Raw genomic sequence first — 24,838 nt, forward strand, 5'->3', positions numbered from 1 at the left:
GACTCCCGATGTTTTATTGCTCTTGACCCGAGAATAGCAACAGCCTGGTCATAAAAGAATCCGCTTAAAAATGATTCATCGACAGTGAATTCATTGTTGAGATAAATTCAACAGTCGGGATAAAACGTGCGTCCGTGCAACCTTTTTCTTATGTTTAACCGCTTTTTAGCGCCTCAGGCTGCATTATTCTTATGGTTGAAAAAGCCTTGCATGACGGGGCTCTGCGTAAAGAGTCAGAACTGTGATCGGCTTCAAATGTGTTGTAAAGGCGTTGTTAAAATATGTTCAAAACTGATGACTGAGGAAGCTGTGATATGAATTCCATCTTTACCGAAGAGAACCTGCTGGCCTTTACCACCGCCGCACGCTTCGGCAGCTTCAGCAAGGCGGCTGCCGAGCTGGGGGTCACCACCTCGGCCATCAGTTACACCATCAAGCGGATGGAAACCGGGCTGGACGTGGTGCTGTTTGTGCGTAACACGCGCAGCATTGAGCTGACCGAGTCCGGGTTCTACTTTTACCGCAAAGCCACCGACCTGCTTAACGACTTCCACGCCATCAAGCGCGGGATTGATACCATTTCACAGGGCATCGAGGCGCGGGTGCGCATCTGTATCAACCAGCTGTTATATACGCCGCGCCATACCGCGCGGCTGCTCCAGGTGCTGAAAAAGCAGTTTCCTACCTGCCAGATCACCGTCACCACGGAGGTCTATAACGGCGTGTGGGATTCGATCATCAACAACCAGGCCAATATCGCCATTGGCGCGCCGGACACGCTGCTCGACGGCGGCGGAATTGACTACACCGAGATCGGCGCCATCCGCTGGGTGTTTGCCATTGCGCCGGCGCATCCGCTGGCGTTCGTTCCGGAACCGATAGCGGAGAGCCAGCTGCGCCTGTATCCCAACATCATGGTGGAAGATACCGCACACACCATTAACAAGAAGGTGGGCTGGCTGCTGCACGGTCAGGAGGCGATTCTGGTGCCGGACTTTAATACCAAATGCCAGTGTCAGATCCTGGGCGAAGGGATAGGTTTTTTACCGGAGTATATGGCGCGGGACGCGGTGGAAGACGGGCTGCTGGTGACGCGACGTATCAATAACCCGCGTCAGGATTCGCGCATGCTGCTCGCCACGCAGCATGCCGCGACAGGCCAGGTCACGCGCTGGATCAAACAGCAGTTTGGTCCAGCGGGGGTGCTGACCGATATCTATAGCGATTTACTGTGGCGCGCTTAGCTTTTGCTCTGTACCCAAAACGCGTGAATGAGGCCGGGGAAGTAGCCCAGCAGCGTCAGAAGAATGTTGATGATAAACGCCCAGCCAAGCCCTTTGCCCAACAGCACGCCCAGCGGCGGCAGCAGGATGGTAAAAACAATACGCCAAAAACCCATATTAACACTCCGTGCAAGCTAATCCATTGAAAATAATAGAGAGAACCATTTCTAAGCATAGCCAGTTTACCTGTCTGCGCCAGTTCCCTGCTCCGCGTTTACCCTCTTTTACGCTTTTGACGCTGGCGTAATACGCACAATTACTTTAGCATTACCTTAATTAAGTAAATGCTAAAGTACTATGACTGAACTTGAACAGCTTCAGGCCAGCGCAGAGCAGGCCGCAACGCTTTTAAAAGCAATGAGCAACCCGCGTCGGCTTCTGATCCTCTGCACGCTGTGCGGCGCCCCCGGCACCAGCGCGGGGGAGCTGGCCCGCGCGACGGGCCTGAGTCCTTCCGCCACGTCGCAGCATCTGGCGCGCATGCGTGAGGAAGGCCTGATCGCCAGCACCCGCGAGGCGCAGCGCATTCTCTATTTCATTAAAAACGACGCGGTGCATCAGATTATCAGCACCCTGAAAACCCTTTATTGCCCGTAAGGAGCCGCCATGTCACTTCCCCTTCTTTCGCCGCGCGAGGCCAATGCCCGCATCGCCGATGGCGCAAAACTGATTGATATTCGTGATGCCGACGAGTACGCCCGCGAGCATATTCCCGCCGCGCGGTCCGTGCCGCTGGATACCTTACCCAGCGGACTTAAAACGCAGGCGGGTGAAACGGTGATTTTTCACTGCCAGTCTGGCGCCCGCACCTCAGGCAATGCCGATCGCCTTGCGCAGGCTGCCGCCCCCGCTCAGGCATTTGTGGTCGAAGGAGGCATTCAGGGCTGGAAGCAGGCGGGTCTGCAGACAGTCGAAGACAAAACCCAGCCGCTGCCGCTGATGCGTCAGGTGCAAATTGCTGCCGGGCTGCTCATTCTCTGCGGCGTAGTGCTGGGCTATAGCGTCTCAGACGGCTTTTTCCTGCTCAGCGGCTTCGTGGGGGCCGGGCTGCTGTTCGCCGGTGTGACCGGTTTTTGCGGCATGGCGCGGCTGCTGAAGGTGATGCCCTGGAACCGGCGTACCTCATAAGCAGTAATCGGTGAAATACGCTGTACCCGGTGTCATACGTGGGCTAAGGTGAAGATCGCTAAAACGATGAGGAGGTAATATGTTTTCTGTCGGTGATTATGTACAACCGCGTAAAGGCGGCCCGAAGCTGAAAGTGCTCGAAGTGAACGGTGAAAGCGTGGTGGCGGTACAGGCCAGCAATGAACAAGGCGAGAAATATACCCTGAAAGCCGCCGAGCTTGCGCCGTATACCGAAGACGGTGATTTCGGCGTCTGCTGAAAAGAGTGCCGGGCGGTATGTTCCGCCCGGTTCACGCATTAGATCAGAAAATCATCCAGTGATTTCCCCTCTGCCAGCGCGCTGGCAATAGGCTTTGGCGTACGGCCCTGGCCGGTCCACGTTTTCTCTTCACCGTTCTGGTCAATAAAGCGGTATTTCGCTTCACGCGGCTTACGCTTTTTCGTGGATTTACCCGTCTGCGCCAGTTCAGAGCCCAGCAGATCGGTCGGTGAAATACCATCGGCTTTCATCCGCTCCAGCAGAGCATTAATTTTCTCCTGCTGCTCGGCTCTCTGCTGCTCTAATTCCGCCAGCTCACTACGTTTCTCTTCAGCAACGACCCTGACTTTTTCCAGCATTTCCTCAAGAACGTCCAGGGATAATTCGCGTGCCATGGCGCGCAGAGTTCGGATATTATTAAGATTCTGTAACGTCAAAGACATATTATTTGAAAACCTTTTAGTTAGGGTAAATAGATAAATCACCGACAGAATAATTCATTTGCGCTGAAATATCTACCCGCAGGCTGGCCAGTCAATAGCGTAAATATGTTTAACTGTCGCCGTTAATATTATCTTATAACGTCTGAGCGATACGCAGGGATTCAATCATCACTGCAATATAAAGGGTCAACCTTAATCCAAATTTCAGCATTCTGCGCTACCCACAAATGCACTGACTCATCTTTCAACATCAAGATAGTTAAATACATGATTTAAAACCAAAAACCCTCGCACAAGACAGATTATAACGAAGCGAACAAAAAACCATCAACTTTAGAGAATTTTGTGGACAAAACGCGATTAAATAAAAATTAATCACTAGTTGTTAGTTCAAACGTAGAGATATACGCTATACACGTCAAACAAACCAACCTAAAGCACTAACCGCTTCGGGAAAATCGTTTCTTTTGTGTTCTTCTCAAGGAGTTCAGACATGTTCTCACCGCAATCACGCCTTCGCCATGCTGTGGCGGATACTTTCGCGATGGTTGTCTACTGTTCCGTTGTGAACATGTTGATCGAAATATTCCTCTCCGGAATGTCCTTCGAGCAGTCACTTTCTTCTCGTCTGGTGGCGATTCCGGTCAATATTATTATTGCCTGGCCTTACGGTTTATACCGCGATGCCGTCATGCGCTTCGCGCGGCGTATCAGCCCCGCAGGCTGGGTGAAAAACCTGGCAGACGTTCTGGCTTATGTGACGTTCCAGTCGCCGGTTTACGTGGCCATTCTGCTGACGGTGGGCGCGGACTGGCACCAGATCGCGGCGGCGGTCAGTTCGAATATTGTGATTTCAATGCTGATGGGGGCGGTGTATGGCTATTTCCTCGACTACTGTCGCCGCCTGTTTAAGGTCAGCCAGTACAGCCAGGCTAAAGCGTGATGTGAAGCGACTGGCGCAGGCCAGTCGCAAATTTACTGTACGTCGCCAAACAGTCCCTTCAAAAACCGTTCCAGCGCCATACGCGAGCTGAAGCCATGCGGAATACCATAATGCTCATGCGTCTCTCCGCCTAAATAGAGCGGAAATTGCTGATAATGATCGCAGGTTTTAATATCCGAGGCAGGCTCAGCAAATGACAGACTTCTGTCTTTCAATGTCGGGTGAATAATGAGAGCGGTACGTCCCATTCTTGCTTCACGATTAACGTAAACATAATTCTCGCCACGGCGATATCCATACGCTTTTGGCGTCACCTCATCCATGGTGAATCCCTCTTTTTCAAGAACGCGTGCCACCTCGTCAGGTCGTAAATACATATCTTTTCCTCGTTATCTTTTCCTGCCCGGCAACCTTACAGTATTCAGCATTAGCAGGGCTTTCAGAATAGTCCATAAACTGGCGGATATCGCGTGATGCGCTTCAGATATTAAATTTCTGAACTAAACTGAACGGGAACACAAAATTACGGAGGATCGTATGTTTAACAGACCGAACCGAAACGATATTAACGACGACGCTCAGGATATTCGTAATGATGTCAGCCAATTAGCAGACACGCTGGAAGAGGTGCTGAAATCCTGGGGAAGTGACGCGAAGGACGAAGCGGATGCCGCAAAACGTAAGGCTCAGTCTCTGCTCCGTGAAACCCGCGCACGCCTAAATGGCCGCACGCGTACCACACAGGCTGCCTGCGATGCGGTCAGCTGCGCAACGACCTTCGTACGCGAAAAACCGCTCTGCACGCTCGGCACGGTAGCGGCAGTCGGGATCTTCGTCGGCGCTCTGCTTAGCCTGCGTAAGTAAGCCCGAGCCATCAGCCCCGGTCGCCGCTGGCGCCGGGGCTTTTTAATGCCCGCAAGCCTGAAAAACCCGTACAACACCCCCTGCCCCGCTGTGCTCATCATCAGGGCATCATCAATCTAAATTTCCCATATCTTGTATGGTTGAAACTTAAGACAACTACATCTAGTATTCCTTTTAGCAAGATACACACAACCTGACGCGATGATTCGCGCCGCTCTCTCATTTTAAATGGAAATACGAATCATGAGCATTATTATTTACACTCGTAACGATTGTGTTCAGTGCCACGCGACCAAACGGGCGATGGAAAGCCGCGGCGTGGCGTTTGAGATGGTGAATATTGACCAGCAGCCCGAGGCCGCCGATACCCTTCGCGCGCAGGGTTTCCGTCAGCTTCCGGTGGTGGTGGCCGGGGAGACCAGCTGGTCTGGCTTTCGCCCGGACATGATCAACCGCATCGCCGCGCAGGCCGCACGGGCATGAGTCGGCTGGTCTTCTTCTCCAGCAGCTCGGAAAACACGCTCCGTTTTATGGAGCGCGTCGGGCTGCCTGCGGTGCGCATTCCCCTCAACGAGCGGGAGCGCATCCGGGTAGAAGAACCGTACATTCTGGTGGTGCCCAGCTACGGCGGCGGCGGTACGGCGGGCGCAGTGCCTCGCCAGGTGATCCGCTTTCTGAACGATCCGCATAACCGCGGGCTAATCCGAGGCGTGATCGCGGCGGGTAATCGCAATTTCGGCGATGCCTTTGGCCGCGCCGGAGATGTCATCTCTCAAAAATGCGGCGTGCCGTATCTCTATCGCTTTGAGCTGATGGGGACGCAGCAGGACGTCGAAAACGTGCGTAAAGGAGTGAACGAATTTTGGCAACGACAACCGCAGAACGGGTAATACAGGCGACGCCGGATTACCACGCATTAAACGCGATGCTTAACCTCTATGACCGGGAGGGACGCATTCAGTTTGATAAAGACCGTGAGGCGGTGGACGCCTTTTTTGCCGCCCACGTGCGGCCCAACAGCGTGACCTTCGCGAGCCAGGATGAACGTCTCGACCACCTGGTTAACGAAGGTTACTACGACGCCCGCGTCCTCACCCGCTACGCACGCGCCTTCGTCGTGAAGCTGTTTGAACGCGCCCACGCCAGCGGCTTTCGTTTCCAGACGTTCCTTGGCGCGTGGAAGTTCTACACCAGCTACACCCTGAAGACCTTCGACGGTAAGCGCTACTTAGAAAGCTTTGAAGATCGCGTGGTGATGGTCGCGTTGACCCTGGCGCAGGGCGATGAAGCGCTGGCGCAACAGCTCACCGACGAGATCCTCTCCGGCCGCTTCCAGCCTGCCACGCCGACCTTTCTCAACTGCGGCAAAGCCCAGCGCGGCGAGCTGGTCTCCTGCTTCCTGCTGCGCATTGAAGATAATATGGAGTCGATAGGCCGCGCGGTGAACTCGGCGCTGCAGCTCTCCAAACGCGGCGGCGGCGTGGCGTTTCTGCTCTCGAACCTGCGTGAAGCAGGCGCGCCGATTAAGCGCATCGAAAACCAGTCCTCCGGCGTGATCCCGGTAATGAAGATGCTGGAAGATGCCTTCTCCTACGCCAACCAGCTTGGCGCGCGTCAGGGCGCGGGCGCGGTTTATCTGCACGCGCACCACCCCGACATTCTGCGTTTCCTCGATACCAAGCGCGAAAACGCCGACGAAAAAATCCGCATCAAAACCCTGTCGCTGGGCGTGGTGATCCCGGATATCACCTTTAAACTGGCTAAAGAGAATGCCGACATGGCGCTCTTCTCGCCGTATGACGTTGAGCGAATTTACGGCAAAGCGTTTGGCGACGTAGCCATCAGCGAGCTGTACGACGAGCTGCTGGCCGACGATCGCATCCGCAAAAAAACCATCAACGCCCGCGATTTCTTCCAGACGCTTGCCGAAATTCAGTTTGAGTCAGGCTATCCGTACATCATGTACGAGGACACGGTGAACCGCGCAAACCCGATTGCCGGACGCATCAACATGAGCAACCTGTGCTCGGAGATTTTGCAGGTCAACAGCGCCTCCCGCTATGACGAGAATCTGGACTACGCGGAGATCGGCAAAGACATCTCCTGCAACCTCGGGTCGCTGAATATCGCCCACACCATGGATTCCCCCGACTTTGGCCGCACGATAGAAACCGCCATTCGCGGGCTGACGGCGGTGTCGGACATGAGCCACATCCGCAGCGTGCCGTCCATCGAGGCGGGCAACGCCGCGTCGCACGCCATTGGCCTCGGGCAGATGAACCTGCACGGCTACCTGGCGCGGGAAGGCATCGCCTACGGCAGCCCGGAAGGGCTGGACTTCACCAACCTCTATTTTTACACCGTCACCTGGCACGCGCTGCATACCTCGATGATGCTGGCGCGCGAGCGCAACCAGCGTTTCGCGGGCTTTGAACAGTCGCGCTACGCCAGCGGAGAGTATTTCAGCCAGTATCTGGAAGGCGACTGGCAGCCGAAAACGGCGCGAGTAAGGGAGCTGTTTGCCCGCGCCGGGATCGTTCTGCCGACGCGCGAGATGTGGCAGCGGCTGCGTGATGACGTGATGCGCTACGGCATCTACAACCAGAACCTGCAGGCGGTGCCGCCAACCGGCTCTATCTCCTACATCAACCACGCCACGTCGAGCATTCACCCGATCGTGTCGAAGATTGAAATTCGCAAAGAAGGCAAAACCGGACGCGTTTACTACCCTGCCCCGTTTATGACCAACGAGAACCTGGCGCTGTATCAGGACGCATACGAGATTGGCCCGGAAAAAATCATCGATACCTACGCCGAGGCGACGAAACACGTGGATCAGGGGCTGTCGCTGACGCTGTTCTTCCCGGATACCGCCACCACGCGGGACATCAACAAAGCGCAGATCTACGCCTGGAAGAAAGGTATCAAGACGCTCTACTACATTCGCCTGCGCCAGCTTGCGCTGGAAGGCACCGAAATTGAAGGCTGCGTGTCCTGCGCGCTGTAAGGAGAAAGGATGAAACTGTCACGCGTGAGCGCCGTTAACTGGAACAAGATCCAGGACGAGAAAGATCTGGAAGTGTGGAACCGCCTGACCAGCAACTTCTGGCTGCCGGAAAAGGTCCCGCTCTCCAACGATATTCCGGCCTGGCAAACCCTGAGCCACACCGAGCAGCAGCTAACGATCCGCGTCTTTACCGGCCTGACGCTGCTGGACACCATTCAGAATACCGTTGGCGCACCGGCTCTAATGGGTGACGCGCTGACGCCGCACGAAGAGGCGGTGATGTCGAACATCAGCTTTATGGAGGCGGTGCACGCCCGCTCCTACAGCTCGATTTTCTCCACGCTGTGCCAGACCAAAGACGTGGACGCGGCCTACGCCTGGAGCGAAGCGAGCGAGTCGTTACAAAGAAAGGCGGAGCTGGTACTGGCGTATTATCGGGCCGACGAGCCGCTGAAGAAGAAGATCGCCAGCGTGTTTCTGGAATCATTCCTCTTCTATTCTGGCTTCTGGCTGCCCATGTACTGGTCGAGCCGCGGCAAGCTCACCAACACCGCCGATTTGATTCGCCTCATCATTCGGGATGAAGCGGTGCACGGGTATTACATTGGCTATAAATATCAGAAAGGGCTCGAGAAAATCAGCGAGGCGAAGCGTGAAGAGCTTAAAGGGTTTGCGCTCAATTTGCTGATGGATCTGTACGACAACGAACTGAGCTATACCGAGGAACTCTATGCCGGCACCGGCTGGGAGGAAGACGTCAACGCTTTCCTTTGCTACAACGCCAACAAGGCGCTGATGAACCTGGGTTACGAGGCGCTGTTCCCGCCGGAGATGGCGGAGGTTAACCCGGCGATTCTCTCCGCGCTGTCGCCCAACGCCGACGAAAACCACGATTTCTTCTCCGGCTCGGGTTCGTCGTACGTGATGGGCAAAGCGGTGGAAACCGAGGATGAGGACTGGGATTTTTAATGAACGTTAACGTTCGTTAATTTAATATAAACCCAACAATTTCCTCTCCAATATTTACAAAACAACTACACTGTCATTTCCGTGCCCTATTCGCCTGAATCACCCGATTCAGGCGAAATTCCCCGATGCCGCAGCAAAAAATTGAGAAAAATTCAAATCCCGCTCAGCCCTTTACTCATGGGAAATTCAGCCGTTTCGCCTCCCTGAAAATTTACGTCATAAGCAAACCCAGGGTTGTCTCAGATTCTCAGTATGTTAGGGTTATGCCCGTTAACAATTTACCATGGTAATCATATCGACATAAACAAATAACAGGACACTCTCTATTGCATGGCAATTAAATTAGAAGTGAAAAATCTTTATAAAGTATTTGGCGAGCATCCTCAGCGCGCATTCAAATATATTGAGAAAGGCCTTTCGAAAGAGCAAATTCTGGAAAAAACCGGGCTATCGCTTGGCGTTAAAGACGCCAGTCTGGCCATTGAAGAAGGCGAGATTTTTGTCATCATGGGATTATCCGGTTCGGGTAAATCCACTATGGTTCGCCTTCTCAATCGCCTGATTGAACCCACCCGCGGACAGGTGCTGATTGACGGCGTGGATATCGCCAGAATATCAGACGCCGAGCTTCGCGAGGTGCGCAGAAAGAAAATTGCGATGGTATTCCAGTCATTCGCGCTGATGCCGCACATGACGGTGCTGGATAATACCGCTTTCGGCATGGAATTAGCCGGTACACCCGCGCAGGAACGTCAGGAAAAAGCCCTTGATGCCCTGCGTCAGGTTGGGCTGGAAAATTATGCGCATGCGTACCCGGATGAACTTTCCGGCGGTATGCGTCAGCGCGTGGGATTAGCCCGCGCATTAGCCATTAATCCAGACATTTTATTAATGGACGAAGCCTTCTCTGCCCTCGATCCGTTAATTCGCACCGAGATGCAGGATGAGCTGGTAAAATTACAGGCGAAACATCAGCGGACCATTGTCTTTATTTCCCACGATTTGGATGAAGCCATGCGTATTGGCGACCGTATTGCCATTATGCAAAATGGTGAAGTGGTGCAGGTCGGCACGCCGGATGAAATTCTCAATAATCCGGCAAATGATTATGTGCGCACCTTCTTCCGCGGCGTGGATATTAGCCAGGTCTTTAGCGCCAAAGATATTGCCCGTCGAACGCCAAACGGCATTATCCGTAAAACGCCTGGCTTCGGCCCGCGCTCCGCGCTGAAGCTGCTGCAGGACGAAGACCGTGAATATGGTTATCTGGTTGAACGCGGCAATAAATTTGTCGGCGTTGTCTCCATCGATTCTCTGAAAACCGCGCTCAGCGAAAACCAGGGCATCGATGCGGCGTTAATTGACGCTCCGCTTGCCGTGGACGCCGAAACGCCTCTCAGCGAGTTGCTCTCTCACGTGGGGCAGGCGCCTTGCGCCGTACCGGTCGTGGGTGAGGAACAACAGTACGTCGGCATCATCTCCAAACGGATGCTGCTGCAGGCTTTAGATCGCGAGGGGGCAAATAATGGCTGATCAAACTAACCCGTGGGGCACCACTGAAGCGGCGGACAACGCTGCGCAATCCGCCGACGCGTGGGGTTCCACGCCAGCACCCGCCGACGGTGGCGGCGCGGCAGACTGGCTGAACAGCGCACCCGCGCCTGCGCCAGAGCACTTCAATATTATGGACCCGTTCCATAAAACGCTGATCCCGCTGGACAACTGGGTCACGGAGGGGATCGACTGGGTGGTCACGCACTTCCGCCCGGTTTTCCAGGGGATCCGCATCCCGGTGGATTACATCCTGAACGGCTTCCAGCAGCTGATGCTGGGCATGCCGGCACCGGTGGCGATTATCCTGTTCTCCCTGATCGCCTGGCAGTTTGGCAGCGCCGGGATGGGTGTCGCCACGCTGATTTCGCTGATTGCCATCGGCGCGATTGGAGCCTGGTCGCAGGCGATGATCACCCTGGCGCTGGTGCTGACCGCCCTGCTCTTCTGCATCGTCATCGGCCTGCCGATGGGGATCTGGCTGGCGCGCAGCCCGCGGGCCGCGAAGATAATTCGCCCGCTGCTGGATGCGATGCAGACCACTCCGGCGTTCGTCTATCTGGTGCCGATTGTGATGCTGTTCGGCATCGGCAACGTGCCGGGCGTGGTGGTCACCATTATCTTTGCCCTGCCGCCGATTATTCGTCTGACCATTCTCGGGATCAATCAGTTGCCTGCGGACCTGATCGAAGCGTCACGCTCGTTCGGCGCCAGCCCGCGCCAGATGCTGTTTAAGGTTCAGCTCCCGCTGGCGATGCCGACCATCATGGCGGGCGTTAACCAGACGCTGATGCTGGCCCTTTCGATGGTGGTGATTGCCTCGATGATCGCCGTTGGCGGTCTCGGTCAGATGGTGCTGCGCGGCATTGGCCGTCTCGACATGGGGCTGGCTACCGTCGGCGGCGTCGGGATTGTGATCCTCGCCATTATTCTTGACCGCCTGACCCAGGCCGTCGGTCGCGATTCACGCAGTCGCGGCAACCGTCGCTGGTATTCCACCGGCCCTGTTGGGTTACTCACCCGCCCCTTTAGAAAATAAGGAACAACGATGCGACATAACGTCCTTTTTGCCACAGCGTTTGCCACCCTTGTCTCCACCAGCACGTTCGCAGCTGACCTGCCGGGCAAAGGCATTACCGTGCAGCCGGTGCAGAGCACTATTTCGGAAGAGAGCTTCCAGACCCTGCTGGTCAGCCGCGCGCTGGAGAAGCTCGGCTACACGGTTAACACGCCGAGCGAAGTGGATTACAACGTGGGCTACACCTCGATTGCCTCCGGTGACGCCACCTTTACCGCCGTAAACTGGCAGCCGCTGCATGACGATATGTATGCCGCCGCCGGTGGCGATAAGAAATTCTACCGTGAAGGCACCTTTGTCACCGGCGCGGCGCAGGGGTACCTGATCGACAAGAAAACCGCCGACCAGTACCACATCACCAACATCGAACAGCTGAAGGATCCGAAGATCGCCAAACTGTTTGACACCAACGGTGACGGCAAGGCCGACATGATGGGCTGCTCGCCGGGCTGGGGCTGCGAAGCGGTGATTAACCACCAGAACAAGGCGTTCGATCTGGCGAAAACGGTCGACGTGAGCCACGGCAACTATTCAGCGATGATGGCCGACACCATTGCCCGCTTCAAAGAGGGTAAACCGGTGATCTACTACACCTGGACGCCGTACTGGGTGAGCGACGTGCTGAAGCCGGGTAAAGACGTGGTGTGGCTGCAGGTGCCGTTCTCCTCCCTGCCGGGCGAGCAGAAAGATATCGACACCACACTGCCGAACGGCATGAACTACGGCTTCCCGGTGAACACCATGCATATCGTGGCGAACAAAGCCTGGGCGGAGAAAAACCCGGCCGCGGCGAAGCTGTTCTCGGTGATGAAACTGCCGCTGGCGGACATCAACGCCCAGAACGCGATGATGCACGCGGGCAAATCGTCTGAGGCGGATGTTAAAGGCCACGTCGACGGCTGGATCAAGGCCCACCAGCAGCAGTTTGACGGCTGGGTGAAAGCGGCGCTGGCGGCGCAGAAGTAAAACCTTTTCCCTCACCCTAACCCTCTCCCCGGAACGTACACAGGGAGAGGACCGGGGTGAGGGGATCAGACCGCACCCAACCTAAACCGCACAATCCAGCACGTAACAATCCCCCCACATTCACAATCATTGGCTATTATGGTTTCCGGAAAAATAATCACTTCACTAACGATTCCTGAAACTAATGACAAAAACCACTCAAGGGCTTAGCCCCGCACTCATCCTTTTAATGTCCGTGGCAACGGGTCTGGCCGTCGCCAGCAACTATTACGCGCAGCCTCTTCTCGACACCATCGCCCGCGCGTTCAATCTCTCCGCCAGTTCCGCAGGCTTTATCGTCACCGCCGCCCAGCTCGGCTATGCCGCCGGGCTGCTGTTCCTGGTGCCGCTTGGCGATATGTTTGAACGCCGGATGCTGATCGTCTCCATGACGCTTCTGGCCGCCGGCGGGATGCTGATCACCGCCAGCAGCCAGTCGCTGACGATGATGATTATCGGTACCGCGCTGACGGGGCTGTTCTCCGTGGTGGCGCAAATCCTGGTGCCGCTCGCCGCGACCCTCGCCTCACCGGAAAAACGTGGCAAGGTGGTGGGCACCATCATGAGCGGCCTGCTGCTGGGGATTTTGCTGGCGCGTACCGTCGCCGGGCTGCTGGCAAGCCTCGGCGGCTGGCGCACCGTATACTGGGTGGCGAGCGTATTGATGGTCGTCATGGCGCTGGCGCTGTGGCGCGGGCTGCCAAAAGTGAAGCAGGAAAATCACCTGAATTACCCGCAGCTGCTGGCCTCCGTTTTCAGCCTGTTCACCCAGGATAAACTTCTGCGCACCCGCGCCCTGCTGGGCTGCTTCACCTTCGCCAACTTCAGCATTCTCTGGACGTCGATGGCGTTTCTGCTGGCCGCGCCGCCGTTTAATTATTCCGAAGGGGTGATTGGCCTGTTCGGCCTGGCCGGTGCCGCAGGCGCACTGGGCGCGCGTCCCGCAGGCGGGCTGGCCGACAAGGGCAAATCCCACCTGACCACCTCCGCGGGGCTGGTGTTACTTCTGCTCTCCTGGGCGGCAATCTGGTATGGGCACGTCTCGGTGCTGGCGCTGATCGTCGGTATCCTGGTACTCGATCTCACCGTGCAGGGCGTTCACATTACCAATCAGACCGTCATCTATCGCGTGAAGCCGGAGGCGCGTAACCGCCTGACGGCCGGGTACATGACCAGCTACTTTATTGGCGGCGCGGCGGGCTCGCTCATTTCCGCCTCGGCGTGGCAGCATGCTGGCTGGTCAGGGGTATGTGCAATTGGCGCCATCGTCGCCACGATTAACCTGCTTGTATGGTGGCGCGGCTACCATCGCCAGGAGGCAATTCACTAAGTTTTACATTGCTTTGGGCCTCTTAGGGTGTAAAGGGGCCCCTCACTCTGTTAATGTAAACGTAATCATTTATCCCAGAAATTTTAATGTGGGTGACATATTTACAATCGGCATGAATAGTTCAGACCCCCGTCCTCACATCCTCTCTTCAGCGGGTTCATCCCCTACGCTTTCTGTGCTCACCGGGTCACGGACTTACCCGGCGCTTTCTGATGGTGACATTAATTTGGCGGATATAACCGCACAAATAATTCATTTACATTATTTGTCACTATCGTTACTATATCGGCTGTAATTAATGAGGTTATGCCCAAATGGATAGTTCGTTTACGCCCATTGAACAAATGCTTAAATTCCGCGCCAGTCGCCATGAGGACTTCCCGTATCAGGAAATCCTGCTGACTCGCCTGTGCATGCACATGCAGGGTAAGCTACTGGAAAACCGCAATAAAATGCTGAAAGCTCAAGGGATTAACGAGACATTGTTTATGGCGTTGATCACGCTGGAGTCTCAGGAAAACCACAGCATTCAGCCTTCTGAGCTGAGCTGCGCGCTGGGCTCCTCCCGCACCAACGCCACCCGAATTGCCGATGAGCTGGAAAAGCGCGGCTGGATTGAGCGCCGTGAAAGCGATAACGATCGCCGCTGCCTGCATCTGCAACTGACCGATAAAGGTCACGAATTCCTGCGCGAAGTGCTGCCACCTCAGCACAATTGCCTGCACAAACTCTGGTCCGCTCTCAGCACCGCCGAGCGCGACCAGCTTGAGCACATCACTCGCAAGCTGCTCACCCGTCTTGACCAGATGGATGAAGAAGGCGCCGTTCTTGAGGCGCTGCGCTAACGCGACGACACGCTCAACAATCCAGATTTATAAGAAAACCGACAGGCCAGCACGTCACACTGCTGGCCTTTCTGACAACAGGTCGGCTCAGCCGATGTGAAAATAAGAAGATCGTGGAGAACAACAATGAGCGCAAATGCGGAGAGCACTACCCCGCAGCAACCGGCCAACAAGAAAGGCAAACGTAAGAGCGCCCTTCTTCTGTTGACCTTGCTCTTTATCATTATTGCCGTGGCATATGGGATCTATTGGTTTTTAGTACTGCGTCATGCTGAAGAGACTGACGACGCGTACGTGGCAGGGAACCAGGTACAAATTATGGCGCAGGTGTCGGGCAGCGTGACGAAAGTCTGGGCTGACAATACCGACTTTGTGCAAAAAGGCGATGTGCTGGTGACGCTCGATCCAACCGACGCCCAGCAGGCGTTTGAAAAAGCACAGACCGCGCTGGCCTCCAGCGTCCGTCAGACCCGCCAGCTGATGATCAACAGCAAGCAGCTGCAGGCCAACATCGACGTGCAGAAAACCGCACTCGCGCAGGCGCAGAGCGATCTGAACCGCCGCGTGCCGCTCGGCACCGCCAACCTGATTGGCCGTGAAGAGCTGCAGCACGCCCGCGACGCCGTCGCCAGCGCTCAGGCACAGCTGGACGTGGCCATTCAGCAGTACAACGCCAACCAGGCGATGGTGCTGGGCACCAGCCTGGAAAACCAGCCTGCCGTTCAGCAGGCGGCGACCGAAGTCCGCAACGCGTGGCTTGCCCTGCAGCGTACTAAAATCGTCAGCCCAATGACCGGCTATGTCTCCCGTCGTTCCGTCCAGCCAGGGGCGCAGATCAGCCCAACCACGCCGCTGATGGCGGTTGTGCCGGCGGACAACCTGTGGGTCGACGCCAACTTTAAAGAGACGCAGCTTGCGCATATGCGTATCGGCCAGACCGCAACGGTTGTCAGCGACATCTACGGCGATGACGTGAAGTACACCGGCAAAGTGGTGGGTCTGGATATGGGGACCGGCAGTGCCTTCTCCCTGCTGCCTGCGCAGAACGCCACCGGTAACTGGATCAAAGTCGTACAGCGTCTGCCCGTGCGTATCGAACTGGATGCCAAACAGCTGGCGGATCACCCGCTGCGTATCGGCCTCTCCACGCTGGTGACGGTTGACACCGCCAACCGCGACGGTCAGATCCTGGCAAGCCAGGTGCGTAGCAGCCCGGTTTATGAAAGTAACGCCCGTGAAATTAGCCTCGATCCGGTCAACAAGCTGATCGATGACATCGTGAAGGCAAACGCCGGTTAATCCGAAGGTGAGCGTTATGCAACAGCAAAAGCCGCAAAAACCGCTGGAAGGCGCGCAGCTGGTCATTATGACCATCGCGCTGTCGCTGGCGACATTCATGCAGGTGCTGGACTCCACCATCGCAAACGTGGCGATCCCGACCATCGCCGGTAACCTTGGCTCGTCGCTGAGCCAGGGGACCTGGGTCATTACCTCGTTTGGGGTGGCAAACGCCATCTCCATTCCGATCACCGGCTGGCTGGCAAAGCGCGTCGGTGAGGTGAAGCTGTTCCTCTGGTCCACGGTGGCGTTTGTTCTGGCCTCGTGGGCGTGCGGCATGTCCAGCAGCCTGACGATGCTGATTTTCTTCCGCGTCATTCAGGGGATTGTCGCGGGGCCGCTGATCCCGCTCTCCCAGAGTTTGCTGCTGAGCAACTACCCTCCCGCAAAACGTTCCGTCGCGCTGGCGCTCTGGTCGATGACCGTTATCGTCGCGCCTATCTGCGGACCGATTCTGGGCGGGTACATCAGCGATAACTACCACTGGGGCTGGATCTTCTTCATCAACGTACCGATTGGCGCCGTCGTGGTATTGATGACGCTGCAGTCGCTGCGGGGACGAGAGACGCGCACCGAACAACGGCGTATCGACAGCATCGGGCTGGCGCTGCTGATCCTGGGTATCGGCAGTCTGCAGATCATGCTCGACCGCGGTAAAGAGCTCGACTGGTTCAACTCGCAGGAGATCATCATCCTGACCATTGTCGCGGTGGTGTCGATCAGCTTCCTGATCGTCTGGGAGCTGACGGACGACAACCCGATAGTCGATCTCTCGCTGTTTAAGTCGCGAAACTTCACCATCGGCTGCCTGTGTATCAGCCTCGCCTATATGCTCTACTTCGGCGCGATTGTTCTGCTGCCGCAGCTGTTGCAGGAGGTGTATGGCTATACCGCCACCTGGGCGGGTCTGGCGTCGGCACCTGTCGGGGTGATCCCGGTCCTGCTGTCGCCGATTATTGGCCGCTTCGCCCATAAGCTCGACATGCGTCGGCTGGTGACGTTCAGCTTCATCATGTATGCGGTGTGCTTCTACTGGCGTGCGTATACCTTTGAGCCGGGAATGGACTTTGGCGCCTCGGCGTGGCCGCAGTTCATTCAGGGCTTTGCGGTGGCGTGCTTCTTTATGCCGCTGACCACCATCACGCTCTCTGGCCTGCCGCCCGAGCGTCTGGCGGCCGCGTCGAGCCTGTCGAACTTCACCCGTACGCTGGCGGGCTCTATCGGGACGTCGATCACCACTACCCTGTGGACAAACCGCGAATCAATGCACCACGCGCAGCTGACCGAAGCGGTGAACCCGTTCAACCCTAACGCACAGCAGATGTACAGTCAGCTGCAGGGAATGGGGATGACGGAGCAGCAGGCGTCCGGCTGGATCGCCCAGCAGATCACCAACCAGGGGCTGATTATCTCGGCCAACGAGATTTTCTGGATATCGGCAGGGATCTTTATCGTCCTGCTGGGGCTGGTGTGGTTTGCCAGACCGCCGTTTGGTGCCGGTGGCGGCGGTGGCGGCGCGCACTAGTTTGTGCGCGGGTTGCCGGGTGGCGGCTACGCCTTACCCGGCCTACGATAACTGACACTTCCGTAGGCCCGGTAAGCGCAGCGCCACCGGGCAACCATTGCCACCGTGTCCAGAACGCGACAGCCATTGTCAGTGCCGATAAAGCAGCGCGCCTGAAATCGATTCACGATAGTGAAAAGACAACAGGAGCGCATCATGCTGAACACACCCGCCGACAAGTACCAACCCTTTCCCCCCCTTTCCCTGCCCGACCGTCGCTGGCCGGAACAACGCATCACCCGCGCGCCGCGCTGGCTCTCGACCGACCTGCGCGACGGCAACCAGGCTCTGGCCGAACCGATGGACAGCACGCGCAAGCTGCAGTTCTGGGACCTGCTGTTAAGCTGCGGGTTTAAAGAGATTGAAGTTGCCTTTCCTTCCGCCTCGCAGACGGATTTCAACTTTGTTCGCCAGCTGATTGAAGAGAACCGCATCCCGGATGACGTGACGATTCAGGTGCTCACTCAGGCACGGGAAGATCTCATCCATCGCACTTTTGAATCCCTGCGCGGCGCGAAGCAGGCGACCGTGCATCTGTATAACGCCACCGCTCCGCTGTTCCGCCGCCTGGTATTCGGCATGGATAAAGCACAAATCGTTGAGCTGGCCACCCGCGCCACGCGCCTTATCCGCCAGCTGTGTGAAGAAAATCCCGACACCCGCTGGCAGTACGAATACTCTCCGGAAACCTTCTGCTTTACCGAGCCGGAATTTGCGCTGGAGATTTGTGAAGCCGTGGCGGAGATCTGGCAGCCTTGCGACGAACGCCCGATGGTGATCAACTTACCCGCCACCGTTGAAGTGAGCACGCCGAACGTCTATGCCGACCAGATCGAGTACTTCTGTCGCCACTTCAGCCGCCGCCGCGATGTCTGCATCAGCGTGCATCCGCATAACGACCGCGGTACCGGCGTCGCCTGCGCGGAGCTGGCCGTAATGGCGGGGGCTGACCGCGTGGAGGGCTGTCTGTTCGGTAACGGCGAGCGCACGGGCAACGTCTGCCTGGTGACGCTGGCGATGAACCTCTACAGCCAGGGTATCAGCCCGACTCTGGACTTTAGCGATATGAACCGGGTGGTGGACGTGGTGGAAACCTGCAATCAGCTGCCGGTGCACCCACGCCATCCGTGGGCAGGACGGCTGGCCTATACCGCCTTCTCCGGCTCGCACCAGGACGCAATCAAAAAAGGCTTTGATGCCCGCAGGCCTGGCGATCGCTGGGAGATGCCTTACCTGCCCGTCGATCCCCAGGATATCGGCTGCACCTACGAAGCGGTGATCCGCGTGAACAGCCAGTCAGGGAAAAGCGGCAGCGCGTGGCTGATCGAACAGAATCATGGTCTGAAACTGCCCCGCGCCCTGCAGCAGGATTTCAGCCAGCACGTGCAGCAGGAAACCGACCGTCACGGAAAAGAGATGACGCAAAATGCGCTGTGGCAGCTGTTTCGCACCCGCTACGGCCTGGTGGCCACGCCGCACTATGCGCTGCAATCCTACCGCAGCGACAGCCAGCAGGACGGCCAGCTGCGTTTGACGGCCAGCGTCGCCACACAGGGGGGTACGCGCCAGCTGGAAGGTCACGGCAACGGTCTGCTCTCTGCCGCCGCTCACGGCCTGAGCCGCTGGGTCAACGCCCCGTTCGTGATTAAGGATTATCACGAGCATACGTTAGGCGAACGCAGCGACAGCCGCTCGGTGGCCTACATCCGCTGCCTGTTCCAGGACGGCAGCAGCCGCTGGGGCGTGGGCATTGATAGCGACGTGGCGCGCACGTCGCTTCAGGCGCTCTTTAACGCCGTCAGTCGTTCTTAAAGTAATCGCTGGGGGAGACGCCCATCACCCGACGGAACATTGCCGTAAAGGCGCTGTGGCTGCCGTAGCCCAGATCCAGCGCCACGCGCAATACCGGCTGGCCCTGCGCCAGCCGCACTAAGGCTTCCAGCAGACGCGCCCTTCTCAACCACTCGCCGTAGCTTAAACCCGTCTGCTGCTGAAAATGGCGGTTCAGGGTGCGCTCGCTCATGTTCATCAGGCTCGCAGCCTGCGCGCTGCTCCAGCTTTCCCCCGGGTTTTGCCGGATTTGCAGGCACAGGCGACGTAGCGCCTCGCTTTCCGGCTCCGGCAGGTGAAACGGCAGCACCGGCATAGTGCGGATTTCATCGAGAATCAGTTCATAGACGCGTTCATCCCGGCTTCCGGGTGAGTACGATTCAGGCAACGCAAGGGAGACGAGGATCAGCTCGCGCAGCAGCGGCGCGATCTGCACGATCTGGCAGGTGGCGGGAAGATCGGCCCGCGCCAGCGGATCGATAAACAGCGTTCGCGCCGCCACGTTGCCGGTAATGCGCAGGGAATGCTGCGTGCCCGCAGGCAGCCAGACGCCGCGACCGGGAGGCACAACCCAACAGCCCGATGCGGTATCCACCCTTACCACGCCGCTCAGGGTGTGCAGCAGCTGCGCGCAGTCGTGCTTGTGCCAGGGTTCGCTGTCACCATGAACGTAATCATGGGCAAACGGAACGAGAGGACGGTGGGTAAAAGAGAAGGTTAAGGTTGTGGTCAAAGGAGGCACCAGCACAATGTAGGCCCGGTCAGCGAAGCGCCACCGGGCATCCACAGGCACAATACTAGATGTGCAGTTCCTGCAGTTTTTCTTTCGGCAGGGCCAGCTCTTCGTTGCTGTTCACGCGAACGTCGCGTTCGATGATGTGGCGCGCGATCTCCTGCGCTTCTTCCAGAGAGTGCATCTGGTAGGTGCCGCACTGGTAAACGTTCAGCTCAGGGATCTGGTTCTGCTCTTTCACCTTCAGCACGTCTTCCATGGCCGCTTTCCAGGCATCTGCAACACGTTTCTCTTCAGGCTGACCAATCAGGCTCATGTAGAAACCGGTACGGCAGCCCATCGGAGAGATATCGATGATCTCAACGCCGTTGCCGTTCAGGTGGTCACGCATGAAGCCAGCGAACAGGTGTTCCAGCGTATGAATGCCTTTCTCCGGCATCACTTCTTTGTTTGGCACGCAGAAACGCAGATCGAAGACGGTGATCGTGTCGCCGTGCGGGGTGTGCATGGTCTTCGCCACGCGGACTGCAGGTGCTTCCATACGGGTATGGTCGACAGTAAAGCTATCTAATAACGGCATACGTCACCTCCGATAGTGATTTTTTTTAAAATAAACTGAACTCTTCTACAGAATGCGCGTCTGAGTATATGAAAGACGCGCATTTGTTATCATCATCCCTGAATTCAGAGATGTATATTTTGGCCACAGCGATGTGGCCTTTTTCTTTTCTGCTTAAGCCTGCTTCGCCAGAAACGCCTCAAACGACTCGGTATCCGCCGCTTCAACCTCTTTCTGACGCACAACGGACGCTTCGCGTTCCGCGACAAAATCTGATTCGCTCAGGATTTCTAACGGCTCCTGGATCAGCATTTCACGGTACTCCGCCGAGAGTGAGCGCCCCGTACCACCAATGCCCTGATCAATCATAGAACGCAGAATGCGCGCTGAGAACGTCAGTTCCGGGTTATCAAAGCACGCCACCAGCTGGTCGCAAATCTGTTGATACGCGTCGCCGCCGTCGATGCTGTCCATCGTCCGGGCAACACGCTTCAGGTCACGGAACAGATCTTTGCCGACTTTCGTCAGCGGGAACTGTGCCGTTTCGCAGCCGATACCCAGCGTCAGGCCCGGTTTACGCCCTTCCAGAATCACGCGGTTCCAGTTTGTACGGGTGCAGAGCAGTTCGTCTGAACTCATTTCCGGCGCATCCGCCAGCACGCACCAGACCATAAACAGATCCAGGAAGCGAATCTGCTGTTCATCAACGCCAATCGGTGAGAACGGGTTGATATCCAGCGAGCGCACTTCAATGTATTCGATCCCGCCGCGCTGCAGCGCATCCGACGGGGTTTCGCCGCTGCGCGTCACGCGCTTAGGACGAATTGGCGCATACAGCTCGTTTTCAATCTGCAGGACATTGCTGTTGATCTGCAGACGCTTACCGTCTTTTTCGAGGCCGATTTTTTCGTACTCTTCCGACGGGGTTTTGATCGCCCGCTTCAATCCTGCCACATATTCGTGCAATTCGTTAAACGTAATACCGAGATTGCTTTGCGATTTATTGGTATAGCCGAGATCGCTCAGACGCAGAGAGGTGGCGTACGGGAGATAGTACATTCCGCAGTCGGTCTTCTCGAACGGCAGCGTGGTCGGTTTCCCCTGCAGGAACGAAGAACAGATCGCCGGGGAGGCACCAAACAGATACGGGATCACCCAGCCGAAACGGTAGTAGTTGCGGATCAGGCGGAAGTAGCCTGCAGAGATGGCGTCTTTATCCGTTTCACCGCATTTCGCCTGCCAGAACGCCATTGGCAGCGAGAAGTTGTAGTGCACGCCAGAGATGGTCTGCATCAACGCGCCGTAGCGGTTCTTCAGCCCCTCACGGTAGAGCGTTTTCAGCCTGCCGATATTTGACGTGCCGTACTGCGCCAGCTCAATCTCCTGCCCCTGCTCGATATAGCACGGCATGCTGAGGGGCCACATACGCTCATCGCCGAGATTGCGCGCGGTGTAGCGATGGATATCGCGCATAATCGTCAGCATATGATCAATATCACCCTCTACTGGGGTGATGAACTCCAGCAGCGCTTCAGCGAAATCGGTTGTGATCCATTTATGTGTCAGCGCCGAGCCTAACGCCTTCGGGTGACCCGTCGTCGCTAAACTGCCGTCCGCGTTAACGCGCAGCGTTTCACGCTCAAGACCACGCTGAATACCCTTCAATGCCTGAGGGTGGTTTTCCAGCCAGGCCAGCGCCTGAGATACGTCCGGGATCAAATTGACCTCCCGCCTGTCAAAGTAATGTTACTCAGCATAATTGTAATGGTTGACGATTGAAGGTCGCGTATTCATTCCACCAATTAGTGCCACCACGTCATACCCTGTAGTGTTGCCCACGCCACGAGAACATAGCGCAACGCCTTGCCAAGGCACAAAAAAAAGAGCACCGGTCCCCAGGAGATGCGCATCCATCCCGCCAGCAGACACAGTAAATCGCCTATTACAGGCATCCAGCTTAATAACAGCGTGGCAGCGCCATAGCGTTTTAGCCAGCCGACTGCCTTTTCCTGCCAGCGCGATTTTTCACGCAGCGGAAAGAAACGCCCAAGAATAACGTTAGTCAGCCCTCCAAGGCTATTACCCATTGTTGCTATTACTACAAGCAGCCAGGGCTGACTCACGCCGGACAACAGCATCGCCACCAGCACCACTTCCGAATTGCCCGGTAACAGCGTGGCGCTGAGAAAACTGCTGGCGAATAATGAGGCAAGTGACAGCGCGTCACTCACAGTAAGCGTACATCCACCGCATCCATTCCGGCATCACGCGCGGCCTGGATCCCAAAATCGGCATCTTCAAACACGACGCACTTTGCCGCCGGGACGCCCATTAATTCTGCGCAAAGCAGGAAGGTGTCCGGTGCGGGCTTGTGACGTTTAACATGATCGGCGGCGACCACGGCAGAAAAATAGTGGCGCAGGCCAAGATGATTGAGCAAGGCTTCTGCAATCGCGCTTTCGCTGCCCGTCCCCACCGACATCGGGCGACGCCCGTGCCACTCTTTTACCACATCAATCAGCGGCAGAGGATGTACGGTATCTAAAAGCATGGCTTTTACCGCATCGGTTTTTTCGCGCGCGAGCAGGTGCGGGTCGAGATCGGCCTGATTCAGTTCAATCACGGCCTGCGCAATACGCCAGGTGGGGGAGCCGTTGAGGGCGATCATCGCCTGAAGGTCGAAACGCATGCCGTAGCGGCCCAGGACGTCGGTCCAGGCTTGACGATGCGTGGGTTCGGTGTCCAGGAGGGTACCATCCATATCGAAGATCAAACCGTCATACTGTGCGTACATCGTGCTCTCGCTAACCGATTAACAAAGCATTACTTTATCGTAAATGGTGGTTTTTGTCGCTGATTGCGAAATGATAACAACGAGAGTGATTAAGAACTAAACATCGAAGGGAAAGGCAGAAGAGATGGTGCATCCGGGAGGATTCGAACCTCCGACCGCTCGGTTCGTAGCCGAGTACTCTATCCAGCTGAGCTACGGATGCATCGGGATTTACTACTGTACTGCTCGATGTTCATATCACTTCTAAAGCAATATGAAGTAATAGATGGTGCATCCGGGAGGATTCGAACCTCCGACCGCTCGGTTCGTAGCCGAGTACTCTATCCAGCTGAGCTACGGATGCATCAGGGTACTGCTTTCAGAAATAGTAAATGGTGCATCCGGGAGGATTCGAACCTCCGACCGCTCGGTTCGTAGCCGAGTACTCTATCCAGCTGAGCTACGGATGCATCGGGATTTACTACTGTACTGCTCGATGTTCATATCACTTCTAAAGCAATATGAAGTAATAGATGGTGCATCCGGGAGGATTCGAACCTCCGACCGCTCGGTTCGTAGCCGAGTACTCTATCCAGCTGAGCTACGGATGCAAAATGGCGGTGAGGCGGGGATTCGAACCCCGGATGCAGCTTTTGACCGCATACTCCCTTAGCAGGGGAGCGCCTTCAGCCTCTCGGCCACCTCACCACACAACGCCTCTTTCGAGTGCTTCGAACAACTCGTTAAGAGCTTCTCGTCGCTGCGTGGCGCATATATTACTTTCTGGGACTTATAAGTCAAACAATTTTCCAAAAGCTTTTATCGTTTGCACAAATCACACGCAATTCGCATGTAAAAGCCGCAAAGAGGGTGTTTTATAAGCGGATTTTGCAGGCATCTTCACAGAAAACTGATGCGGAAAGGACAGTGTTGGGACGAGATAAGGGTAGCGGAGTGGTCAAAAAGAGAGCGATTGAAATTAAACGGTAACTTTGAGCAGGAAAAATAGCGGGAGGGTTGCGTCTCGCCCGACAGCGAGACGCGACAATATCAGTAACTGGACTGCTGGGATTTTTCAGCCTGGATACGCTGGTAGATCTCTTCACGGTGGACAGATACTTCTTTAGGAGCGTTAACACCAATACGTACCTGGTTACCCTTTACCCCTAAAACTGTCACGGTGACCTCATCCCCAATCATGAGGGTCTCACCAACTCGACGAGTCAGAATCAGCATTCTTTGCTCCTTGAAAGATTAAAAGAGTCGGGTCTCTTGTATCCCGGCATTATCCATCATATAACGCCAAAAAGTAAGCGATGACAAACACGTAAAGTGT

At 56.2% G+C, this 24,838-nt stretch carries 27 protein-coding genes and 5 tRNA genes; 18 read left to right on the forward strand and 14 right to left on the reverse strand.

The window, feature by feature from the left end; translation table 11 throughout:
• Positions 1 to 314 precede the first annotated feature (314 nt).
• Positions 315 to 1,244, forward strand: coding sequence for a LysR substrate-binding domain-containing protein (locus HMPREF3143_RS22570; RefSeq protein ID WP_008502561.1), 930 nt, complete (start codon positions 315 to 317; stop codon positions 1,242 to 1,244).
• Here HMPREF3143_RS22570 and HMPREF3143_RS22575 read toward each other — a convergent pair.
• Positions 1,241 to 1,399 (reverse strand): YqaE/Pmp3 family membrane protein, encoded by a 159-nt coding sequence (locus HMPREF3143_RS22575; protein ID WP_008502562.1) that lies wholly within the window; start codon positions 1,397 to 1,399, stop codon positions 1,241 to 1,243. The two genes, HMPREF3143_RS22570 and HMPREF3143_RS22575, sit on opposite strands and share 4 nt — an antisense overlap.
• A 181-nt stretch (positions 1,400 to 1,580) precedes the next feature.
• Here HMPREF3143_RS22575 and HMPREF3143_RS22580 point away from each other — a divergent pair, with 181 nt between their 5' ends.
• The 3 genes from HMPREF3143_RS22580 to HMPREF3143_RS22590 all read left to right on the forward strand — a co-directional run bounded on the left by HMPREF3143_RS22580 (position 1,581) and on the right by HMPREF3143_RS22590 (position 2,670).
• Positions 1,581 to 1,880, forward strand: coding sequence for an ArsR/SmtB family transcription factor (locus HMPREF3143_RS22580; RefSeq protein WP_070534322.1), 300 nt, complete (start codon positions 1,581 to 1,583; stop codon positions 1,878 to 1,880).
• A gap of 9 nt (positions 1,881 to 1,889) precedes the next feature.
• Positions 1,890 to 2,411: a rhodanese family protein gene (locus HMPREF3143_RS22585; RefSeq protein ID WP_070534323.1), complete on the forward strand. Its 522-nt coding sequence runs from the start codon at positions 1,890 to 1,892 to the stop codon at positions 2,409 to 2,411.
• Between the two features lie 79 nt (positions 2,412 to 2,490).
• Positions 2,491 to 2,670 (forward strand): hypothetical protein, encoded by a 180-nt coding sequence (locus tag HMPREF3143_RS22590; RefSeq protein ID WP_008502565.1) that lies wholly within the window; start codon positions 2,491 to 2,493, stop codon positions 2,668 to 2,670.
• Between the two features lie 38 nt (positions 2,671 to 2,708).
• Here the strand turns inward: HMPREF3143_RS22590 and stpA are convergent, their stop codons facing one another.
• Positions 2,709 to 3,113 (reverse strand): DNA-binding protein StpA, encoded by a 405-nt coding sequence (stpA, locus tag HMPREF3143_RS22595; RefSeq protein ID WP_008502566.1) that lies wholly within the window; start codon positions 3,111 to 3,113, stop codon positions 2,709 to 2,711.
• A gap of 493 nt (positions 3,114 to 3,606) precedes the next feature.
• On the opposite strand from stpA, the gene alaE reads away from it, so the two are divergent.
• Positions 3,607 to 4,056 carry an L-alanine exporter AlaE gene (gene alaE, locus HMPREF3143_RS22600; protein WP_008502567.1) on the forward strand — a complete coding sequence of 150 codons (450 nt, stop codon included), beginning with the start codon at positions 3,607 to 3,609 and terminating at the stop codon, positions 4,054 to 4,056.
• Positions 4,057 to 4,088: 32 nt separating this feature from the next.
• Here the strand turns inward: alaE and HMPREF3143_RS22605 are convergent, their stop codons facing one another.
• Complete coding sequence (locus tag HMPREF3143_RS22605; RefSeq protein ID WP_008502568.1) at positions 4,089 to 4,433, reverse strand: DUF2002 family protein; 345 nt, start codon at positions 4,431 to 4,433, stop codon at positions 4,089 to 4,091.
• 160 nt (positions 4,434 to 4,593) lie between these two features.
• Here HMPREF3143_RS22605 and HMPREF3143_RS22610 point away from each other — a divergent pair, with 160 nt between their 5' ends.
• The 13 genes from HMPREF3143_RS22610 to leuA all read left to right on the forward strand — a co-directional run bounded on the left by HMPREF3143_RS22610 (position 4,594) and on the right by leuA (position 19,419).
• A complete protein-coding gene (locus tag HMPREF3143_RS22610; RefSeq protein ID WP_008502569.1) occupies positions 4,594 to 4,920 on the forward strand; it encodes an ElaB/YgaM/YqjD family protein in 327 nt (108 codons plus the stop codon).
• A 243-nt stretch (positions 4,921 to 5,163) separates the two neighbouring features.
• Positions 5,164 to 5,403, forward strand: coding sequence for a glutaredoxin-like protein NrdH (gene nrdH, locus HMPREF3143_RS22615; protein WP_008502570.1), 240 nt, complete (start codon positions 5,164 to 5,166; stop codon positions 5,401 to 5,403).
• Entirely contained in the window at positions 5,400 to 5,810 is a 411-nt protein-coding gene (nrdI, locus tag HMPREF3143_RS22620) for a class Ib ribonucleoside-diphosphate reductase assembly flavoprotein NrdI (protein WP_045353541.1), read from the forward strand. Before nrdH ends, nrdI begins: the two co-directional genes overlap by 4 nt.
• A complete protein-coding gene (gene nrdE / locus HMPREF3143_RS22625; RefSeq protein ID WP_070534324.1) occupies positions 5,783 to 7,927 on the forward strand; it encodes a class 1b ribonucleoside-diphosphate reductase subunit alpha in 2,145 nt (714 codons plus the stop codon). The genes nrdI and nrdE overlap by 28 nt, the downstream gene beginning before the upstream one ends.
• A gap of 9 nt (positions 7,928 to 7,936) precedes the next feature.
• Positions 7,937 to 8,896, forward strand: a complete 960-nt coding sequence (nrdF, locus tag HMPREF3143_RS22630) for a class 1b ribonucleoside-diphosphate reductase subunit beta (RefSeq protein ID WP_070534325.1) — start codon at positions 7,937 to 7,939, stop codon at positions 8,894 to 8,896.
• Between the two features lie 330 nt (positions 8,897 to 9,226).
• Positions 9,227 to 10,429 carry a glycine betaine/L-proline ABC transporter ATP-binding protein ProV gene (proV, locus tag HMPREF3143_RS22635; RefSeq protein WP_008502574.1) on the forward strand — a complete coding sequence of 401 codons (1,203 nt, stop codon included), beginning with the start codon at positions 9,227 to 9,229 and terminating at the stop codon, positions 10,427 to 10,429.
• Positions 10,422 to 11,486 (forward strand): glycine betaine/L-proline ABC transporter permease ProW, encoded by a 1,065-nt coding sequence (proW, locus tag HMPREF3143_RS22640; protein WP_070534326.1) that lies wholly within the window; start codon positions 10,422 to 10,424, stop codon positions 11,484 to 11,486. The genes proV and proW overlap by 8 nt, the downstream gene beginning before the upstream one ends.
• A 9-nt stretch (positions 11,487 to 11,495) precedes the next feature.
• The gene (proX, locus tag HMPREF3143_RS22645; RefSeq protein ID WP_045417596.1) at positions 11,496 to 12,491 is read left to right on the forward strand and encodes a glycine betaine/L-proline ABC transporter substrate-binding protein ProX; all 996 of its coding nucleotides are present in this window, start codon (positions 11,496 to 11,498) and stop codon (positions 12,489 to 12,491) included.
• 184 nt (positions 12,492 to 12,675) lie between these two features.
• Positions 12,676 to 13,860: an MFS transporter gene (locus tag HMPREF3143_RS22650; protein ID WP_008502577.1), complete on the forward strand. Its 1,185-nt coding sequence runs from the start codon at positions 12,676 to 12,678 to the stop codon at positions 13,858 to 13,860.
• 314 nt (positions 13,861 to 14,174) lie between these two features.
• Positions 14,175 to 14,705, forward strand: a complete 531-nt coding sequence (mprA, locus tag HMPREF3143_RS22655) for a transcriptional repressor MprA (RefSeq protein WP_008502578.1) — start codon at positions 14,175 to 14,177, stop codon at positions 14,703 to 14,705.
• Between the two features lie 126 nt (positions 14,706 to 14,831).
• Entirely contained in the window at positions 14,832 to 16,004 is a 1,173-nt protein-coding gene (emrA, locus tag HMPREF3143_RS22660; protein WP_021241959.1) for a multidrug efflux MFS transporter periplasmic adaptor subunit EmrA, read from the forward strand.
• Between the two features lie 16 nt (positions 16,005 to 16,020).
• Positions 16,021 to 17,568, forward strand: a complete 1,548-nt coding sequence (gene emrB / locus HMPREF3143_RS22665) for a multidrug efflux MFS transporter permease subunit EmrB (RefSeq protein ID WP_008502580.1) — start codon at positions 16,021 to 16,023, stop codon at positions 17,566 to 17,568.
• 195 nt (positions 17,569 to 17,763) lie between these two features.
• A complete protein-coding gene (gene leuA, locus HMPREF3143_RS22670; protein WP_070534327.1) occupies positions 17,764 to 19,419 on the forward strand; it encodes a 2-isopropylmalate synthase in 1,656 nt (551 codons plus the stop codon).
• Here leuA and HMPREF3143_RS22675 read toward each other — a convergent pair.
• From HMPREF3143_RS22675 to csrA, 11 genes are all read right to left on the reverse strand, one after another.
• Entirely contained in the window at positions 19,406 to 20,170 is a 765-nt protein-coding gene (locus HMPREF3143_RS22675; RefSeq protein ID WP_039025240.1) for an AraC family transcriptional regulator, read from the reverse strand. The genes leuA and HMPREF3143_RS22675 overlap by 14 nt on opposite strands.
• A 64-nt stretch (positions 20,171 to 20,234) precedes the next feature.
• Positions 20,235 to 20,750 carry an S-ribosylhomocysteine lyase gene (luxS, locus tag HMPREF3143_RS22680; protein ID WP_008499539.1) on the reverse strand — a complete coding sequence of 172 codons (516 nt, stop codon included), beginning with the start codon at positions 20,748 to 20,750 and terminating at the stop codon, positions 20,235 to 20,237.
• Between the two features lie 153 nt (positions 20,751 to 20,903).
• Complete coding sequence (gene gshA / locus HMPREF3143_RS22685) at positions 20,904 to 22,448, reverse strand: glutamate--cysteine ligase (protein WP_008499540.1); 1,545 nt, start codon at positions 22,446 to 22,448, stop codon at positions 20,904 to 20,906.
• 83 nt (positions 22,449 to 22,531) lie between these two features.
• On the reverse strand, positions 22,532 to 22,960 hold the full coding sequence (locus tag HMPREF3143_RS22690; RefSeq protein ID WP_021241956.1) for a YqaA family protein: 429 nt from the start codon (positions 22,958 to 22,960) through the stop codon (positions 22,532 to 22,534).
• Positions 22,957 to 23,523 (reverse strand): fructose-1-phosphate/6-phosphogluconate phosphatase, encoded by a 567-nt coding sequence (yqaB, locus tag HMPREF3143_RS22695; RefSeq protein WP_059359425.1) that lies wholly within the window; start codon positions 23,521 to 23,523, stop codon positions 22,957 to 22,959. The genes HMPREF3143_RS22690 and yqaB overlap by 4 nt, the downstream gene beginning before the upstream one ends.
• A 125-nt stretch (positions 23,524 to 23,648) precedes the next feature.
• Positions 23,649 to 23,725: transfer RNA gene (locus tag HMPREF3143_RS22700), tRNA-Arg, on the reverse strand.
• A gap of 64 nt (positions 23,726 to 23,789) precedes the next feature.
• Positions 23,790 to 23,866: transfer RNA gene (locus HMPREF3143_RS22705), tRNA-Arg, on the reverse strand.
• A 29-nt stretch (positions 23,867 to 23,895) separates the two neighbouring features.
• Positions 23,896 to 23,972: transfer RNA gene (locus HMPREF3143_RS22710), tRNA-Arg, on the reverse strand.
• Between the two features lie 64 nt (positions 23,973 to 24,036).
• Positions 24,037 to 24,113: transfer RNA gene (locus HMPREF3143_RS22715), tRNA-Arg, on the reverse strand.
• A gap of 4 nt (positions 24,114 to 24,117) precedes the next feature.
• A tRNA-Ser gene (locus tag HMPREF3143_RS22720) sits at positions 24,118 to 24,210 on the reverse strand.
• A gap of 342 nt (positions 24,211 to 24,552) precedes the next feature.
• Positions 24,553 to 24,738 carry a carbon storage regulator CsrA gene (gene csrA / locus HMPREF3143_RS22725; RefSeq protein ID WP_000906486.1) on the reverse strand — a complete coding sequence of 62 codons (186 nt, stop codon included), beginning with the start codon at positions 24,736 to 24,738 and terminating at the stop codon, positions 24,553 to 24,555.
• Positions 24,739 to 24,838 lie beyond the last annotated feature (100 nt).

The sequence above is a fragment of the Enterobacter sp. HMSC16D10 genome, from assembly GCF_001807145.1.
Classification (GTDB): domain Bacteria; phylum Pseudomonadota; class Gammaproteobacteria; order Enterobacterales; family Enterobacteriaceae; genus Enterobacter; species Enterobacter roggenkampii.